The sequence below is a fragment of the Nonomuraea sp. KM88 genome (assembly GCF_052245635.1).
In the GTDB taxonomy this organism is placed as follows: domain Bacteria; phylum Actinomycetota; class Actinomycetes; order Streptosporangiales; family Streptosporangiaceae; genus Nonomuraea.
In genome coordinates this window covers 1-15,504 of sequence record NZ_JBQQCC010000044.1, presented here as the reverse complement: position 1 = coordinate 15,504, position 15,504 = coordinate 1, and the positions used below count along the sequence as shown (strand labels likewise).

The window sequence follows — 15,504 nt, the reverse complement described above, 5'->3', positions numbered from 1 at the left end:
ACTCATCTACCGGAGGCTCCACGCCCGTCTCCGGCCTTCGATGACTCCTCCCGATAGGCCCGATACGTCACCGCCTGCGTCCTAGAAATCCCCAATCGTCCTAAATTATTTCGCTGAGATCACCTCAGTGACGCGGCCTGGAACAAGCGGCACATGCTGCTCAAGAAGGCGCTGCCCGTCTCCGCATTCATAGATATGGCCGAGTTTCACCAGGTCATCGACATGCCAATGCTGCGGAGACCTTATTTCTCCGTCCTCAAGGAAGGGGTGTGGGCTGATCCCGACCGCGTCACCCGCACCGAGTGCGTCAACGGCTACGAGATCACCGGGCTGGCGAACGCCGCGGGAATCCGTGCGGCTCTGGCCGAGGGCGGGACGGTCAAGCTGAACCAGATGGAGGACTGGCACAAGCCCAGCCGTGATCTGGTGGCCGAGCTGGGCAAGCGGATTCCGGCGGAGGTCAAGTCGTACGTCTTCTTCACCCCGAGGCAGAGCAGGGGGACACGTCCGCACCGGGACGCCTCCCACGTGCTCGTGGTGCAGCTCGCCGGGATCAAGGAGTGGCGGCTGTACGCGACGCCAGAGTTCATCGGCGCGGAGTCGGGCCTGATAGACGTCCAGCTGGACGCATGCACTCACCGGTTCACGATGGAGCCCGGCGACCTGCTCTACCTGCCGCATGGCTGGCCGCACGTCCCGCACACCCACGACCAGGACTCGCTCCATCTCACCCTGACGCTCACCGAGCCAGGGCCGCTCGACCTGGTGGAGGCGCTGCTGGCGACGTTCCGCGAGGACAACCAGGGCCTGATGCGGCAGCAGGCGCGCATGTACGTGGAGGACAAGGCGGAGGCCGTGGCGAAGGCGCTCAGCCTTCACACGCAGGCTGTCACGGACGAGCGGATCCTCACGGCAGCGCTGAGCAGGATGCGTAGGAGGATCGCATGACGAGCACCGACCAGCAGCCGCGCTCCGCGCCGGCGACCCTGAAGGACCTGGTCGGCGAGCCGAAGGACTTCTTCGACGACATCTGGAACGTGTTCCCCTACCAGTACCGGGTCGAGAACCTGCCCGGGCTCCTGTCGCCCGGCGAACTGTGGGACGAGTTCGCCTGCAGCCTGATCGTCCGCCCCTGGGTAAGCCTGACGTACCCGCGCGGGCTGGCGGTGGCCGAGCAGAACGCGGCCTTCAACACGCGCGTCGTCGTCAACAACGACCTGGTGGGCTATCCCGATCCCGATGCGTTCCGCAGCGCCTACGAGAGCGGGGCCAGCATCACCCTGGACCGTCCCGAACTGTGGAACCCGCGGATCGCGAGCCTCGTCGGCAACCTCGGGGCCGGCTTCCGCGGCGACGTCTGGTCAACGCTGGTGCTGGCCCCGCCGCAGGCGAGCACGGCCGGGCTGGACACGACGCCGACTGCCGATCACTCAGCCGAGCATGCGTTCGTCCTTCAGCTGGCAGGCCGCTGCACCTGGTCCGCGGGAGAGCGGCAAGCGCCCGGCTCATTCACGGCGGACCTGGACGCCGGCGGGCTGCTGTACCTGCCACCGGGCTGCGAGCGCTCGGTGCGCATCGGTGAGGACGGGGCGCTCCTGCTCGTCATCAGCGTGGCGGAGACCTCGGCCGAACGGCTCGCGGAGATCATGGGCGCGCTGTTCCTGCGGAGCGCCGCCGCCCGGGCGATCGAGGGCTGCCACCACGAGATGACCCGCGGCGAGAAGATCGCGTGGCTGCGTGACGCGCTCAGCAGGCACCTCGCCAAGCAGGACCCGCAGGAGGCCCTCAAGATTGCGCTGCGGAGCCGATGACGAGGCCGATGACGAGAACGACGTTGAAGAGCGCCCGCCGGCACGCGGTGCCCGCGAGCGACGTCACACCGGGTGAGCGGGTGCTGGAGGCCATCCTCGCGCAGCGGCGCGTGCGCGTGGCCCACCGGTGCGGCCGGCACATCCTCGTGGAGGCGGACGTGCCACGGCCGGGCCGGCCCGTGCCCGTGCCGTTCGTCCTGAACTATCTCATCGACGCCGGCGGCAACTGGGAACTCGCCCGCGCGGACGGGCACGCCGCCGCAGTCTGCGTTCTCGATGACGAGACGTACCTGCACCTCGGGGCCGCTCCCCAGGCCACGGGCGGTCACGCGATCTGGCAGGTCCGCGGTGACGTCTCCAGCCTGGTCCTGGAGACCCGTCGCGGCATCGTCTCGTTCGCCGCGGGTGGGCCCTTCGCGGTCGCCGCCCTGTGGACCGGCCCCGGGGCGCGTTCCCTGACAGCCGACGATGAGGCCGCCGACGCGTGGCGGGCGTCCGGCGAGAGCGCGGCCTTCCCCACCGGGGACGTGTGGCCATTGCTCGGCCATCGGGTGGACGGGTCCGTCCTGCGGCTGGCGCGCGTCCGGCTCGACGGTCACGGCGGCGCGCCCGCGGCGTGCCTTCTGGACATCCCTCTCCCAGCGGACACCGAACTCACTGGCCAGGTGGCCGTCACTCCCGACGGCCGGCGTTGCGCGGCCGGCGTGGTCCGCTTCGCCGCCGATGGCCACCGGCGCTTCGGGCTGTACGTGTTCCCCGTCGCCGAGCCCGGAACCGGCCGCCATGTCTGGGTGGACGACACGGACCTGACCGTTCCGGTCGCATCGCCCGACGGCGCCTGGTTCGCGTGTACCGGCGAGCTGGTGTCCACACCCCGCTCTGCCCCTCATCAGTACGTGGTGTTCGTGGCCGGCGATGGGGAGCGGATCGAAACGGCAGACCATGACGACTGGCTCGTCCCGCATGCCTGGCACGGCGACGGCACCGTCCTGTGCCTGGGCGAGCATGACGGCCGCAGGCTACTGCGCCGGGTGGGCCTGGACGGGGACGTCTCGCCCGCGCTGGAGGTCCCCGGCTCGGTGAGCGCGGTGACCGTCACCGAGGGCGAGGCGCTCGTGGTCAGCTCGGCCATCTCCCGTCCCCCAGAGGTCGTGCCCTTGCCGCTCGACGGGAGGCCCGCCTCCGTGGCCGGGTACGCACCGGCGACGCTGGACTGCCTGGAGGGCCGGATCAGCCGCCGTGTCTTCTCTGCGGCCGACGGCTCATCCTGGAGCAGCTGGCTCTGCCTGCCGCCGGACGACTCCGCCGGCCCGTACCCCATGCTCGTCTGGTGCCACGGCGGTCCCGTGGTGAGCTGGACCGACTGGTCGTGGCGGTGGAATCCCTGGCCGTTCGTGGCCGAGGGTTACGCGGTGCTGATGATCGACCCGCCGCTCTCCGCCGGCTACGGCCGCGACGCCGTGAGCCGGGGCTGGGGCCGCTGGCTCACCGAGGTCGCCCGCGTCGCCGCCGAACAGGTGCGGGGCGTCGTCGGCGCCGACCCGATGCTCGACGGCACGAGGCTCGCCGTGATGGGCGCGAGCCTCGGCGGGTGGCTCTCCATCGCCCTGGCCACGATCATGCCGGAGGTCCGGCTGGTCGCCAGCCACGCCGGGTGGGTGGACCTCGCCGCCGTCGCCCGCACCTGCGACCTGCACTGGCACTGGCTGCGCGAGTACGGGCCGGTCGACGGCCCGGCGTATGCCCGCGAGACCGCGCGCCTTTCCGACCTCGCTAAGTCCGTACGCGTGCTGCTGTCCCACGGTGTCCAGGACGGGCACGTGCCCGTCTACGAGGCCCTCGGCATCCATCGCACGCTACGGGCCGGCGGCGTCGATGTCCGGCTCATGATCATGCCTGATGAGGGACACACCATCAGGCGGCCGGCGAACGCGGCGGCCTGGTTCCGCTGGGTCCGTGACTCCTGCGCCGAGACGCTGAAGGGGCCACGGTGAGGACCGCGAGCATCACCACGGGAGCGAGGACCGAGGCGAGCAGGAAGTCCCGCGATTACTGGCTGGAGTCACCCACTTGGGAGGGCCGGGCCACCGCCACCTCGCTCCGCGCGCGCTCCCTGCGGGAGACCGAAGCCCTCGCACGGGATTGCCTCGGCCCCTGTGGCATCACCCGGATCGCCGACGTGACCGACCTGGACACCGTGGGCATCCCCGTCTATCACAGCATGCGGCCGACGGCCGCGCCCGGACTGAACACCGTCACCAGTGGCAAGGGCACGACCAGGGAGGCCGCCCGCGTCTCCGCGATGATGGAGGCGATCGAGCGGACCTGGTGCGAGCTGTACCAGGACGTGCCAGTCCGAGCGTCCTACCGGGACTTCCTCGACAGCGGCACTCCGGTGCTCGACCCGAGGCGCCTGATCCTCCGCCGCGACCACACCTGGACCGAGGACGCGCCGATGGGCTGGTGGCCGGCCCGTGAGCTGGCGAGCGACGAGGAGGTCCTGGTGCCCGCTCTGTCCGTCTTTACTCCCTATCCTCGTGAGCACGGCATGTTCAGCTCCAACACGATCGGCCTCGCCGCGGGCAACACCCCCCAGGAAGCCCTCCTGCACGGGCTGCTGGAGGTGATCGAGCACGACTCCTCGGCATCCGGGGAGTCGCTCCGCCAGGGCTACCGGGTCCGCCCCGAGTCGCTCCCGAAGGAGCCCGCTCGGCTGGTCGCGCTGTTCGCACGGGCGGGTGTCGAGGTCCAGATCTACCTCTACCTGACGGAGATCGGGGTGCCCACGGTCCACGTCTCGACCGAGGACGTCCACGCCGGCGACGGGATGCTCTTCAACGGAGGCGTCGGCTGCCACCTTGCCCCGCGGATCGCCGCCGTCCGGGCGCTCACCGAGGCGGCGCAGTCCAGGCTCAACGTGATCGCGGGAGCCCGGGAGGACTTCGACCGTCAGGCGTACCGCCGGCACACGTCCTACGAGGAGCTCAGGGAGATGTACCGCGCGTGGGCGGCCGGCCGCGAGGAGATCGACTTCGCCGACATCCCGTCCCGGACGACGGGAACCACCGGCGGTGACCTCGACCTGGTGCTGGCCGGCCTGCTCAATGCCGGCGTCGGCGCGATCCTGGCCACGGAGCTGGCCCCCGGTGGCTTCCCGTTCTCGGTGACCAAGGTGATCGTGCCGGGCCTGGAGGTCTACCACGAGGACCAGAAGCGGCTCGGCCCCCGCCTGCGCGCGAGGATGCGGGAGCTGGCCTCCGGCGAGCAGCCGGGAAGGGCCCGGTGACGAACACCACCGTCTTCGTCGGCCCGTCACTGCGCCTGGCCGACATCGACACCCTCAGGGAGCACGCGCGGGCTAACGGCGCCGAGCTCGACGTACGCCCTCCGGCGTGCCGTGGCGACCTCGTCGATCTGGGGGACGCGGGCAGCCCCGGTACCGTCCTGCTGCTCGACGGGGAGTTCGGCCAGAACCTCGCCGTCAGCATCGCCGAGGTGCGCGCCGTGCTGGAGACGGGAATGCGCCTGCACGGGGCCTCGTCCATGGGAGTGCTGAGGGCCGTGGAATGCCGGACGCTCGGCATGACCGGCAGCGGCTGGGTGTACGAGCGGTACCTGTCCGAGGAGGTCGACTCCGACGCCGAAGTAGCACTTATGTTCGACCCCTGCACCTACGAGCCTGTCACGATTCCGCTCATCAACATCCGCTGGCTGATCGCGGAGAAGGTTAGGGCGGGAGAGGTGTCCCCGCACTGCGGCGCCACGGCGCTCCGGCTGGCGGCCGAGGTCAACTTCCGGGATCGGCGGCCGTCGCGGCTGGCGTCGGTGTGGCGGGCCCACCTCGGAGCCGAGGCCGGGGCTCTCGAACCGGACCTGGCCGACGGCAACCTCGACCGGTGGGACCGCAAGCGGCTGGACGGCATCGAGGCGCTCCGCGCCGTGACCGGAGCGTGACGGGACAGAAGGGGACGACATGAGGCTCGGGCAGGTGGGCAGCGCCCTCGCGAGGAGCATTCTCGCGCCCGGCCGATTCGGCAAGGTGCTCGGCGCGCTACACCTCGTCGAATCGGTGGGCAAGGGGGTGTTCCTCAGCGGGAGCATCATCTACTTCACCGCGGTGAAGGACTTCAGCCCCGCGGAGGTCAGCCTGGGCATCTCGGTGGCGGGCGCGCTGGGGTTCGTCGCCTCGCTCGTGCTCGGCATCCTCGCCGACCGGGTCGGCCCCGTCCGCTTCCTGTGCGCGGTGTTCGTGCTGCAAGGGCTGGGGTATCTGGCGTACACGCTGGTGGACAGCGTGGCGTCCTTCTTCGTCCTGATGGCGCTGGTCGGGTTCGTGGACTTCGGCGGCGGGCCTGCCTTCGCGGCCATCGTGACCGCGATCTTCCGGCCGGACGATCGCGTCCGGGCACGCGCCGCGCTGCGCTCCCAGTTCAACCTCGGGTTCAGCGTGGGAAGTGGGTTGAGCGCGCTGGCGGTGCTGGGCGGCCCCGCCTTCATCCAGGCCACGCCCACGGCGACAGGGATCATGCTGCTGGTCTCCGGGGTCATCACGCTCTGGCTGCCCGGGATCCCGCCCAGCCCCAGGGGAAAGACCCGGACCTTCGGCGCCGTTAGGGATCTGCGGTTCATGCGGGTGGTCGCGCTGTCCGTACCGCTGGCGGTACACGCCTCCATCATCCTGGTCGCGCTGCCGCTGTGGATCGTGACGCGCACTGGCGTGCCGCACGAGGTCGTGCCACTGCTGCTCGTCCTGAACACCGCCATCGTCGTGTTGTTCCAGGTCGCCGCAAGCAAAGGGGCCGACACCGTCTCCGGCGCGGCCCGCCTTGCCCGCCGCTCGGGATTCTGGGTCTTGGCCGGCACCCTGGTGGTCATCGCGGCCACCTTCGCCGGCCCGGGCCTGGCGACCGTTGTCTTCTGCGCGTCGGCCGTCCTGTTCACGGTGGCCGAGATCCAGCAGAGCGCCGCGGCCTGGGGGCTGGCCCAGGGCCTGGCTCCTCCGACCGCGCAGGCCGAATACTTCGGCACGTTCAACCTGCACGTCGTGACGCAGAATGTGTTCGGCCCTGCCATCGTGGTGAGCATCGTCACCTGGGCCGGAGTGGCCGGCTGGATCGGCATCGCGGTCGTCGCGGTCGTCGCGGGCATACTGATGCCCTGGGCTGCGGCCAAGGCCGACCAGGGACGCGACATCGCGAATGAGGACCTGACGGAAGCCGCTCAGGCGAAGCCAAGGAGTGCATGATGACCGTGACCAGGCTCTTGTCGGTCGATGACGCCGAGGAAATGGCGGCCGTGCTCGCCGCGAACCGCGAGTTCCTCGCCCCCTGGGAGCCGCTGCGTACCGACGATTTCTTCACCGTGCAGACGCAGCGGGCCGACCTGGAGCGCGCCCTTGAAGCCCATGCGCGCGAGGCCATGGTGCCGCTCGCCATCGTTGACGAGGACGGCCGACTCATCGGGCGCATCAACATCAACGGCATTACCCGGGGCGCCTTCCAGTCGGCGGGCGTCGGATACTGGGTGAGCCAGTCGCACAATGGCCGGGGCTTCGCCAGCGCGGCTCTGGCCGACGTCATCGAGGTCGCGTTCAAGCAGTTGCGCCTGCACCGGCTGCAGGCGGAGACCCTGCTGCACAACACGGCCTCCCAGCGCGTGCTCGCCTGCAACGGGTTCCAGCCGTTCGCCATCGCCCCGACCTACCTTCAGATCGCCGGACGATGGCAGGACTTCATCATGTTCCAGCTGATCAACCCGGACGAGTGATGATCGGCGGCAGGCCGGCTCCGGCTGATCCAGATGAAGACAGGAGGGAAGGTGCCGCAATGGTGACCGGGGCCCCGGAACGTCCCAAGGAGGGCATCGCGCACGTCCGCGAGCTGATGGCCATCGTCAGGGGCGACGCCAAGCATGCCGATGCCGCCGAGTCGACCGCGGACGCCCTCTGGGTGCTCTACGACCGGATCCTGCGCCTCTCCCCTGATGGGGGAGAGGAGAGGGACCGCTTCTACCTGTCCAAGGGCCACGGGCCGATGGCCTATTACGCGGTTCTGGCCATCAAGGGTTTCATCGACCCCGCCGAGCTCTACAGGTTCGGCACCTTCCACTCGATGCTCGGCCATCACCCGGACCGGATCAAGGTCCCCGGCATCGACATCTCCAGCGGATCGCTGGGACACGGCCTTCCTCTCGCCGTGGGCTCCGCGCTCGGCCTGCGGGCACTCGGACGGCAGGGCCGCGTCTGGGTGCTCATGGGCGACGGGGAGCTCGACGAGGGATCCAACGCGGAGGCCATCGCGTACGCGGGGCGGACCCGGCTCGACGCGCTGCACGTCGTCCTCATCGACAATCACTCGGCGACCCAGGGCTGGCCCGGTGGCCTGGAAGAGCGGTTCCGGATCGAAGGATGGTCCTGCGCACGGGTGGACGGCCGCAATCATCAGGCACTGGAGGACGCCTACCGCGAACAGCACGGCGGGCGGCCCAGACTCGTCGTTGCGAACGTCCGCGGCAGCAGGGAGGCCCGTTCCTGATGGCCGGAATGATGCGCCAGCGCTTCGTGGACGTGACCGGCGAGCTGCTGGACACGGTCGGCAACCTGGCGGTGCTCACCGCCGACCTGAGCGCCGAGATGTTCAGCCGGGCCAGAGCCCGGCATCCGGAGAGGGTCATCAACATCGGGATCCGCGAGCAGTTGCTGATCTCGATGGCGGGCGGGATGTCGCTCGTCGGGATGCGCCCCATCGCGCACAGCTTCGCCCCGTTTTTGATCGAGCGTCCCTTCGAGCAGATCAAGCTCGACCTGAACCACCAGGGTGTCGGGGCGGTCCTGGTCAGCGCCGGAGCGTCCTACGACATCGCGAGCGGCGGACGTACCCACCAGTCGCCCGGCGATGTCGCGCTCCTGAGCACGCTGCCCGACTGGACCATCCACGTTCCCGGCAACGCCGACGAGGCCGAGGCCATGCTGCGGGACGCCGCCGTCCGCGACGATCTCGTCTACATCCGGCTGTCGAACCAGCACAACAGGCAGACCTACGCCACGCCGGGCAGCGGTTGCCTCACCCTGCTGCGTGCCGGGAGACAGGCGACGGTCATCGTCGTCGGGCCGCTGTGCGACGCGGTGCTGGAGGCGACCGCTGACCTGGACGTCACCGTTCTGTACGCGGCCACCGTACGGCCGTTCGACGGGGCGACGCTCCGGCAGACGGTCGCCGACCAGCCGGTGCCCCGGGTCGTCCTCGTCGAGCCGATGCTGGAAGGAACCTCCAGCGCGGAAGTCCTGCGCAGTCTCGGCGGCAGGCCGGTCAGCCTTCTTCCGCTGGGCGTCCCCAGACAAGAGCTGCGGTCTTACGGGACCGCCACCCAGCACATGATCGCCCACGGGCTGGACGCCGCCGGGCTCCGCCGGAAGATCAACTCCTTCATCAGCGAGTAGCAAAGGGCAAGGGAAGCAGTATGAGCTCTGGGGTTCCCCTTTCGGCCGACGAGGAAAGCATGCTCGCCGCCTGCGGGCGATTCATCGAGGACAAGCTCAAGGCCCAAGGGGGAGTCCCGACATTCCACGACAATGACATCCGCTGGTTGCTGGACATCGTCCAGGGCGGAGGGCGGAGCGATCTTCCCGGCGCGGCAGTGCCGCGTGCGCTGAAGGAGCTGGGGGAGTTCGCGGAACTCATCTCCCGGGAGCGCTACCAGGACGCGCTCGCCAGGCTCACGAGAGCGGTTCCCGAGGTGCTCGCGCGACGGGCGGTCGACGCGCGGGGGTACGCCTCGTCTCAAGGAATCACGGCGTGCCCGTCGTGGGGCGGCCTTCCGCTGTTCAAGACGGTCTACGACTCCTTGATATACCCGACCCTGATCTCGGAGCTCAGACCAGGGGCGATCATCGAGCTCGGCTCCGGGAGCGGCGGGAGCGCTCTGTGGTTCGCCGACATCACGTCGGCTGGCAAATTCAGGTCGCGCATCGTCTCGGTCGACATTCACCCGGTGGGCCTATCGGACGAGAGGATCGACTTCGTCCAAGGGGATCTCCATGACATCCAGGGCGTCCTCGATGCCATCGTGCCCACGCTGCCGCACCCCTGGCTGGTGATCGAGGACGCTCATGTCAATGTCTCCGGGGTGCTGAGCTTCTTCGATCGCGTACTCGAGCCCGGTGACTACCTCGTCGTGGAGGACAGCCTTCCCAAGCGGCCCGCGATGACGGAGTTCCTCCGGTCCTCGGCGCGCTCGTACGCGCTGGACGCCAGGTACGCGGACATGTTCGGCGAGAACTGCACCTGCGCGACCGACTCGATCCTGGTGTGCCGGTAGGGGGCGGGACACGATGACAGCGGACCTGCGGTTCGGCGTGAACCTGACGGCGCTTGAGGACAGGGCGTCGTGGATGGACAAATGCCGGCGTGCCGAGGATCTCGGCTATCAAGCGATCACGGTGCCCGACCACCTCGACATGCCGTCGCCCTTCCCCGCATGCGTACTCGCCGCAGATGCGACGAAGAATATACGGGTGGGCACCTTCGTCAGCAACACCTCCCTCTACAGCCCGGCGCTGCTCGTCAGAGACGCCGTATCCACCAGCCGGCTCACCGGGGGCCGGCTGGACGTAGGGCTCGGCGCCGGCTGGGCAAGGCGCGACTTCGACCAGGCGGGCATCCCGTTCGAGCCGGCGGCCAGACGCGTCGACCGGCTCGCCGAGACGATCGACGAGTTCGACCGCGCCTATGACCACCCGGCCGACCGGCCGCCCTTGCTGATCGGCGGCAATGGTGACCGGGTGCTGCGGCTGGCGGCCCGGCGCGCCGACATCGTGTCGTTCTCCGCCACCGCGTTCGATCCGCGAGGCCGCGGCATGGCCTATCTGGCGGCAGAAGAGATGGACGGGCGAGTCGCGCTGGTCGACGCCGAACTCCGCAGGCAGGGCCGGGACGCGGTGCGACGTAACGTCATCGTGCTTCGCACTCAGCTGACTGACGATCGGCCAGCCGCGCTGGAGGACTACTCGCGTTTCCTGCAGGGCACGATGAGCCCGGACCAGATCGACGAGCTGCCCGGCGTCCTGATCGGCAGCCCTGAGCAAATCGCCGAGCAGGTGCTCACGCGCCAGGAGAGGTTCGGCTTCGGCTACTTCACCGTTCAGGAGGCGGCGCTGGAGGCGTTCGCGAAGGTCATCCCGCTCCTCACCTGAGAGACGGCCCACGCACCGTCCCGGCCACGTGGCGGGCGGGCCGCGACGGCTACCTGACACTCGCACTGCTCAAACTGCAAATGGCCGGCAGGGCCCCCACAGGCATGAACCACTTCGGATTTCCACCTGCCAGAAGCTGACCTCCGCGGGACTGCCCGCACCCGTCCTGCGAGCCTCCCGTCGTCTGTACGCCGAATACCGCGCCATCGACCCCGAGGGCAACTGGTTCGATCTGTCAGAACACGGGTACGGCATCGCCGGCTGACCACGAGGAACCACCGGGGGCGAACCGGGGCACGGTGTTCATGTCACGGCTTATCCGATCCCACGTAGATCCGGCACGTCAGGCCAGGAACATCATCGAGCCATGTGCGTCCGGTGGTGCTCAGTCCTCGAACACACGCCCGTACATGATCGCCCAAGCTCAGCTCGGGCGATCATTGCGTTTCGGACCGGTTCGTGGGCAGGCCCGATACCGCGGTTCGACACTACGCTCACCGGATATGCGCCCCGGCTGCGACATCGTAGTCGTGGCCGGCATCTCCGGTCCGAGCACCGCCATTGGCTTAGTGAGCCGGTAGGAGATTCGGGCGCCCGCATTCCACCGCTCCGCCCGGTGAGTGCGTACCTTAGCCCGAAACTCGACCGGGTCGGCGGGCGGCTGAGCGGGCGCGATAGGCCGCTGCCTTCGTACGGCTCTGGCAGGGCCGGGAGCAGAACTGGCGGACCGCGTTGCGGGAGGTGTCCACGTACACGCGATCGCACCGCGCCGCCTGGCAGATGCCGAGGCGGCCGCCGAGGTCGCTGCCGATGGCCAGGGTCAGGGCGGACGCGATGCCCGCGCTCCACCCCACTGCGAGGGTGTCGTCGGCGCCGTGGAAGTGGACCTGCCAGGGCTCGCCCGGCGCCCGGTCCAGTTGCGGGCGTGCGCCTGTGCTGATGACGAGCGCGTTGACGATCGCGGCCGCCTCGTCGTCCCGGTCGGTGTGCATGGCCTCGAACACCCGCCGGACCTTCAGCGCTGTCCCAGCCAGGTAAAGGGCCTCTTCCATCGAGGCCGTCACGTCCCCGGGCAGGGCCGCGTCGATCGCGGATGGCAGCGCCTCACCTTTCGGGGCCACGTACGGCCTACCGCCGTCCTCGCCATCGGTCAAGGTGTTCACGAGCGATACCGCAGTGTCGAGCAGGATCGCCACGTGACTATCGAACATCACTTGACCGGTCACCTCCAGCGCTCTAGAGTGCGTGACCGACGTTACCAGTTTCGTTAGTCACGCGAGAGGTTGGCATGCCGATGACAGGCCGTGCGGGGCGTCTGCCGCGCGCCGTGTGGTGGCTCGTCCTCGCGCGGACCATCAACCGGCTGGGAGCCTTCTCCCTCGGATTCCTCACCGTCCTCATCACCACCGAGTTCGGCGCGAACACCGTCACGGCCGGGCTGATCGTCGCCGCCTTCGGCGTAGCCACCATCCCGTCCCGCCTGCTGGGCGGCGTGCTGGCCGACCGGTTCGGACGCCGCCGCACCATCGTGACCGGGCTGGCCGGGTGCGCCCTGGCCCAGGCGGGCATCGCGATCTCAGGATCCGTGGCCATGATCGCCGTATTCGCCGTCCTGCTGGGCCTGGTCTTCGAAATCTACGAGCCGCCGTCCCAAGCCATGATCGCGGACGCCGTCCCGCCGGCTCAGCAGGCGCAGGCCTTCAGCCTGCTCAACGCGGCCATGGCGGTCGGCGGCATGGGCGCCGGCCTGATCGCAGCCGGGGTGGGACGGTGGGACCTGCGCTGGCTGTTCGTCGTGGACGCCGCCACCTGCGTGGCCTGCGCGGTCGTCGTACGCTTCGTCCTGCCCGCCGACCGCCCCGCACCGGAACCGACCGGCGACGCCCCCGCCTCCCGGGCAGGCGGATCGCCCTGGCGCGACCGTTCGCTCCTCGTGCTCCTGGTGTTCGGCACCCTCTTCGCGCTCATGTACATGCAGGTGGTGATGGCCCTGCCACTCGCGCTGGAACAACGCGGCCTCCTAGCCGCCGACGCCGGACTGCTGTCCACCGCCTCGGCCATCGTCATGGTGCTCTGCCAGCCGTTGCTCAGATGGACGGCGCCGCTGTCCCACCACGCGGCCATGTGCGCGGGCTACCTACTGCTCGCCGCAGGCCTGGCCGGCCTCGCCATCGCGGGCGGACTGCCGGGACACCTGGCCGCCGTGGTGGTGTGGAGCGCGGGAGACGTGCTGATGTTCGGACGCAGCTACGCGATGGTCTCAAGCATCGCACCCGAACACGCCCGGGCCCGCTATCTCTCGGTCTTCGGCACCTCATGGGGCGTCGCCACCATCCTCGCACCCCTGTGCAGCACCCAACTCCTCGAACACGCGGGACCGGCAGGGCTGTGGGGCGGACTGTCCGCCACATGCGTGCTGCTCGCCCTCGCACAGCCCATGGTGGTCGGACCGCTGTTGAGGCGCCGGCCCATCCACCGAGCCGACCGACACCAGGAGCAGGCGGCCGGGCAATGACAGGCACGGGAGGCCACGCCCCATAGCGTCCCGTTCTGGGTCCGAATCAGGTCGGGCAGCCCGCCCGCGCAATAAACGCTGATAACGTCCTGTCCGCCTGCGGCCCTGGCCGTGGGCGAACAGGACGATCTTAAGGAAGCACATGCGGCCGGGAATTTCGGGCGGCGGGCGATTCGGCGAGAACTACCGACTCTTCGTAGGGGCGGGTCTGGCCGAGTCCTGCTGTCTCACCTGGGTCGGACTCGACGATCCGGACGAGGTCGCGCGGCGGTTCGGCGGGGCCTTGGACGACGTCCGTGAGTGCACCATTGCCGAGGCGAGAGGCGAGCTGCCGTCATACCCTGGCCACAATGCGCCGCACATGATCGTCTGTGGACGCGCGGGTGACCGCGTCGTCGCGATGGAGCCTCTGGGCTGGCATGGCAAGGTGCAGATCGAGCAGATCTCAGCCGACGGGGTCGAGGTCCTCAACCTGTTCGCCAACCTGAACACGCGGCTCAGCCTCCGCCGGGCGGTCGACGGTCGGGTCCTGACCGTGGTCGACAGCGGCGGCCCGAGATCGGCCGAAGGTGAGGACCCCCACGACCTCGACGACCATCTCGGGGACCTGCCGCTGTTCCCGCCGCATCCTTATGACGAACGGCAGGGAGCCTTCCTGGAACTCGCGTTCACGTTGGCAGGGCACAGGCTGGACGTCAACTGGTTCGAAACCACGGTTCACCGGCGCTACTTCGTCCGGAATAGGCCCTGACGTCGCTCGGTCATCGCCGCGCTACCCCGTGCCCCTAGAGGCGGCGGATCGGCTGCCGGCCGCGTACTCGGAGAAGATCTCACCGAGTACGCGTCGCGCGCCCGCGGCCTCCTCCTCGTCGTCGCCCACCGTGTAGGAGTAGGTGGCGAGCGTCTTCCACAGGGCCCAGCCACGCCCGCGCGCCCATGCCGCCTCATCGACTGACAGCCGCTCCCGGAACGCCTGCCGACCCTCGGGGGTCAGCAAGGTCCATGCGATTGCAAGGTCACAGGCCGGATCGCCGACGCCGCAGGTGCCGAAGTCGATGACCGCCGCCAACTGCCCGTCGTCGAGCAGGAGATTCCCCTCGGCGACGTCACCGTGGAACCAGCTCTCCACACCGTCCCAGCGCGCGTCGAGGGCGCTCTTCCAGATCTCGCGCGCCAGGCCGACATCGACGTGGCCGTGCAGTTCCGTGAGCGCGTTCTGGACCACCCCGTCGTACGTCCGCAGCGTGCCGCCGCGAAACCAGTTGTGCTTTCCCGGGCGGGGACCGTCAGCGGGGTCGATGCTCCGCAAGGCCGCCAGGAACTCGGCCAGGTCAACCGCGAATCGGACGGGATCGGCGATCCGGTCCGCGCCGGCCGGCTCGCCGCCGAGCCATTGGTAGATCGACCACGGGTACGGGTAGCCCGCGCCGGGCTCGCCCTTCGCCAGCGGCACGGGAATCGGTAGCGGGAGCCGGGAAGCGAACGTCGGGAGCCACCGGTGTTCCTTGTCGACTGCCAAGGCGTACTCGGACGCGCAGGGCAGGCGCACCGACATTCCGGTGCCGAGGTGGAACGTTCGGTTGTCCCAGCCGCCGTTGGCAACGGGCCGAACCGGGAGATCAGACCATTGAGGGAACTGCAGTTCGACGAGACGGCGCACCTGCTCCGCGGTGATGGCGATGCGCTGTGGCACGGGACCGAGATCCGGTGTGTTACTCAACGAGACATCCTGTCAGGCACGGTATTGAGCTATGGAACGGGTCTGAAGCACGTCGTTTGAGTGAACCACTGAGGTTCACGCGGTCCAAGACGTTATTCGGGTCCGCCTGGCCGACCCGCCCCATATGAGTCGGCGTCCTGGCCATGCGGCGTTCGTGTCCCGGACTTTGTGACAGGGCGCTCACGTGAGGTGTGTCACCGATGGCGGGTGTCACACAGCGGTGGGCGCCGGCGCCTTGTGCATAGAGCAACGATTACGGGTGGACAGG

At 69.3% G+C, this 15,504-nt stretch carries 15 protein-coding genes; 13 read left to right on the top strand and 2 right to left on the bottom strand.

Going from position 1 to position 15,504, the window contains the following annotated elements; all coding sequences use genetic code 11:
- The first annotated feature begins 228 nt into the window (after positions 1 to 228).
- The 11 genes from ACTWPV_RS49265 to ACTWPV_RS49215 are packed head-to-tail and all read left to right on the top strand — an operon-like array spanning position 229 to position 11,001.
- On the top strand, positions 229 to 948 hold the full coding sequence (locus tag ACTWPV_RS49265) for a JmjC domain-containing protein (protein ID WP_443157159.1): 720 nt from the start codon (positions 229 to 231) through the stop codon (positions 946 to 948).
- Positions 945 to 1,811: a hypothetical protein gene (locus ACTWPV_RS49260; RefSeq protein ID WP_443157158.1), complete on the top strand. Its 867-nt coding sequence runs from the start codon at positions 945 to 947 to the stop codon at positions 1,809 to 1,811. The genes ACTWPV_RS49265 and ACTWPV_RS49260 overlap by 4 nt, the downstream gene beginning before the upstream one ends.
- A gap of 8 nt (positions 1,812 to 1,819) precedes the next feature.
- A complete protein-coding gene (locus ACTWPV_RS49255; protein ID WP_443157157.1) occupies positions 1,820 to 3,805 on the top strand; it encodes a prolyl oligopeptidase family serine peptidase in 1,986 nt (661 codons plus the stop codon).
- Positions 3,802 to 5,097 (top strand): YcaO-like family protein, encoded by a 1,296-nt coding sequence (locus ACTWPV_RS49250; protein WP_443157156.1) that lies wholly within the window; start codon positions 3,802 to 3,804, stop codon positions 5,095 to 5,097. The genes ACTWPV_RS49255 and ACTWPV_RS49250 overlap by 4 nt, the downstream gene beginning before the upstream one ends.
- Positions 5,094 to 5,765, top strand: coding sequence for a TfuA-like protein (locus tag ACTWPV_RS49245; RefSeq protein WP_443157155.1), 672 nt, complete (start codon positions 5,094 to 5,096; stop codon positions 5,763 to 5,765). The genes ACTWPV_RS49250 and ACTWPV_RS49245 overlap by 4 nt, the downstream gene beginning before the upstream one ends.
- 19 nt (positions 5,766 to 5,784) lie before the next feature.
- Positions 5,785 to 7,056, top strand: a complete 1,272-nt coding sequence (locus tag ACTWPV_RS49240; RefSeq protein ID WP_443157154.1) for an MFS transporter — start codon at positions 5,785 to 5,787, stop codon at positions 7,054 to 7,056.
- Positions 7,053 to 7,577: a GNAT family N-acetyltransferase gene (locus ACTWPV_RS49235; protein WP_443157153.1), complete on the top strand. Its 525-nt coding sequence runs from the start codon at positions 7,053 to 7,055 to the stop codon at positions 7,575 to 7,577. Before ACTWPV_RS49240 ends, ACTWPV_RS49235 begins: the two co-directional genes overlap by 4 nt.
- A gap of 59 nt (positions 7,578 to 7,636) precedes the next feature.
- Complete coding sequence (locus tag ACTWPV_RS49230; protein ID WP_443157152.1) at positions 7,637 to 8,344, top strand: thiamine pyrophosphate-dependent enzyme; 708 nt, start codon at positions 7,637 to 7,639, stop codon at positions 8,342 to 8,344.
- On the top strand, positions 8,344 to 9,249 hold the full coding sequence (locus ACTWPV_RS49225) for a transketolase family protein (protein WP_443157151.1): 906 nt from the start codon (positions 8,344 to 8,346) through the stop codon (positions 9,247 to 9,249). Before ACTWPV_RS49230 ends, ACTWPV_RS49225 begins: the two co-directional genes overlap by 1 nt.
- Before the next feature lie 20 nt (positions 9,250 to 9,269).
- Positions 9,270 to 10,127, top strand: coding sequence for a CmcI family methyltransferase (locus ACTWPV_RS49220; RefSeq protein ID WP_443157150.1), 858 nt, complete (start codon positions 9,270 to 9,272; stop codon positions 10,125 to 10,127).
- A 13-nt stretch (positions 10,128 to 10,140) separates the two neighbouring features.
- On the top strand, positions 10,141 to 11,001 hold the full coding sequence (locus ACTWPV_RS49215) for a TIGR03621 family F420-dependent LLM class oxidoreductase (protein ID WP_443157149.1): 861 nt from the start codon (positions 10,141 to 10,143) through the stop codon (positions 10,999 to 11,001).
- 629 nt (positions 11,002 to 11,630) lie between these two features.
- Here ACTWPV_RS49215 and ACTWPV_RS49210 read toward each other — a convergent pair.
- On the bottom strand, positions 11,631 to 12,197 hold the full coding sequence (locus ACTWPV_RS49210) for a CGNR zinc finger domain-containing protein (protein ID WP_443157148.1): 567 nt from the start codon (positions 12,195 to 12,197) through the stop codon (positions 11,631 to 11,633).
- A 98-nt stretch (positions 12,198 to 12,295) separates the two neighbouring features.
- On the opposite strand from ACTWPV_RS49210, the gene ACTWPV_RS49205 reads away from it, so the two are divergent.
- Both ACTWPV_RS49205 and ACTWPV_RS49200 read left to right on the top strand, forming a co-directional pair.
- Complete coding sequence (locus ACTWPV_RS49205; protein WP_443157147.1) at positions 12,296 to 13,516, top strand: MFS transporter; 1,221 nt, start codon at positions 12,296 to 12,298, stop codon at positions 13,514 to 13,516.
- A gap of 142 nt (positions 13,517 to 13,658) precedes the next feature.
- Entirely contained in the window at positions 13,659 to 14,267 is a 609-nt protein-coding gene (locus ACTWPV_RS49200) for a hypothetical protein (protein WP_443157146.1), read from the top strand.
- A 21-nt stretch (positions 14,268 to 14,288) separates the two neighbouring features.
- Here ACTWPV_RS49200 and ACTWPV_RS49195 read toward each other — a convergent pair whose 3' ends face one another.
- Complete coding sequence (locus ACTWPV_RS49195) at positions 14,289 to 15,236, bottom strand: aminoglycoside phosphotransferase family protein (RefSeq protein ID WP_443157145.1); 948 nt, start codon at positions 15,234 to 15,236, stop codon at positions 14,289 to 14,291.
- Positions 15,237 to 15,504: the final 268 nt, after the last annotated feature.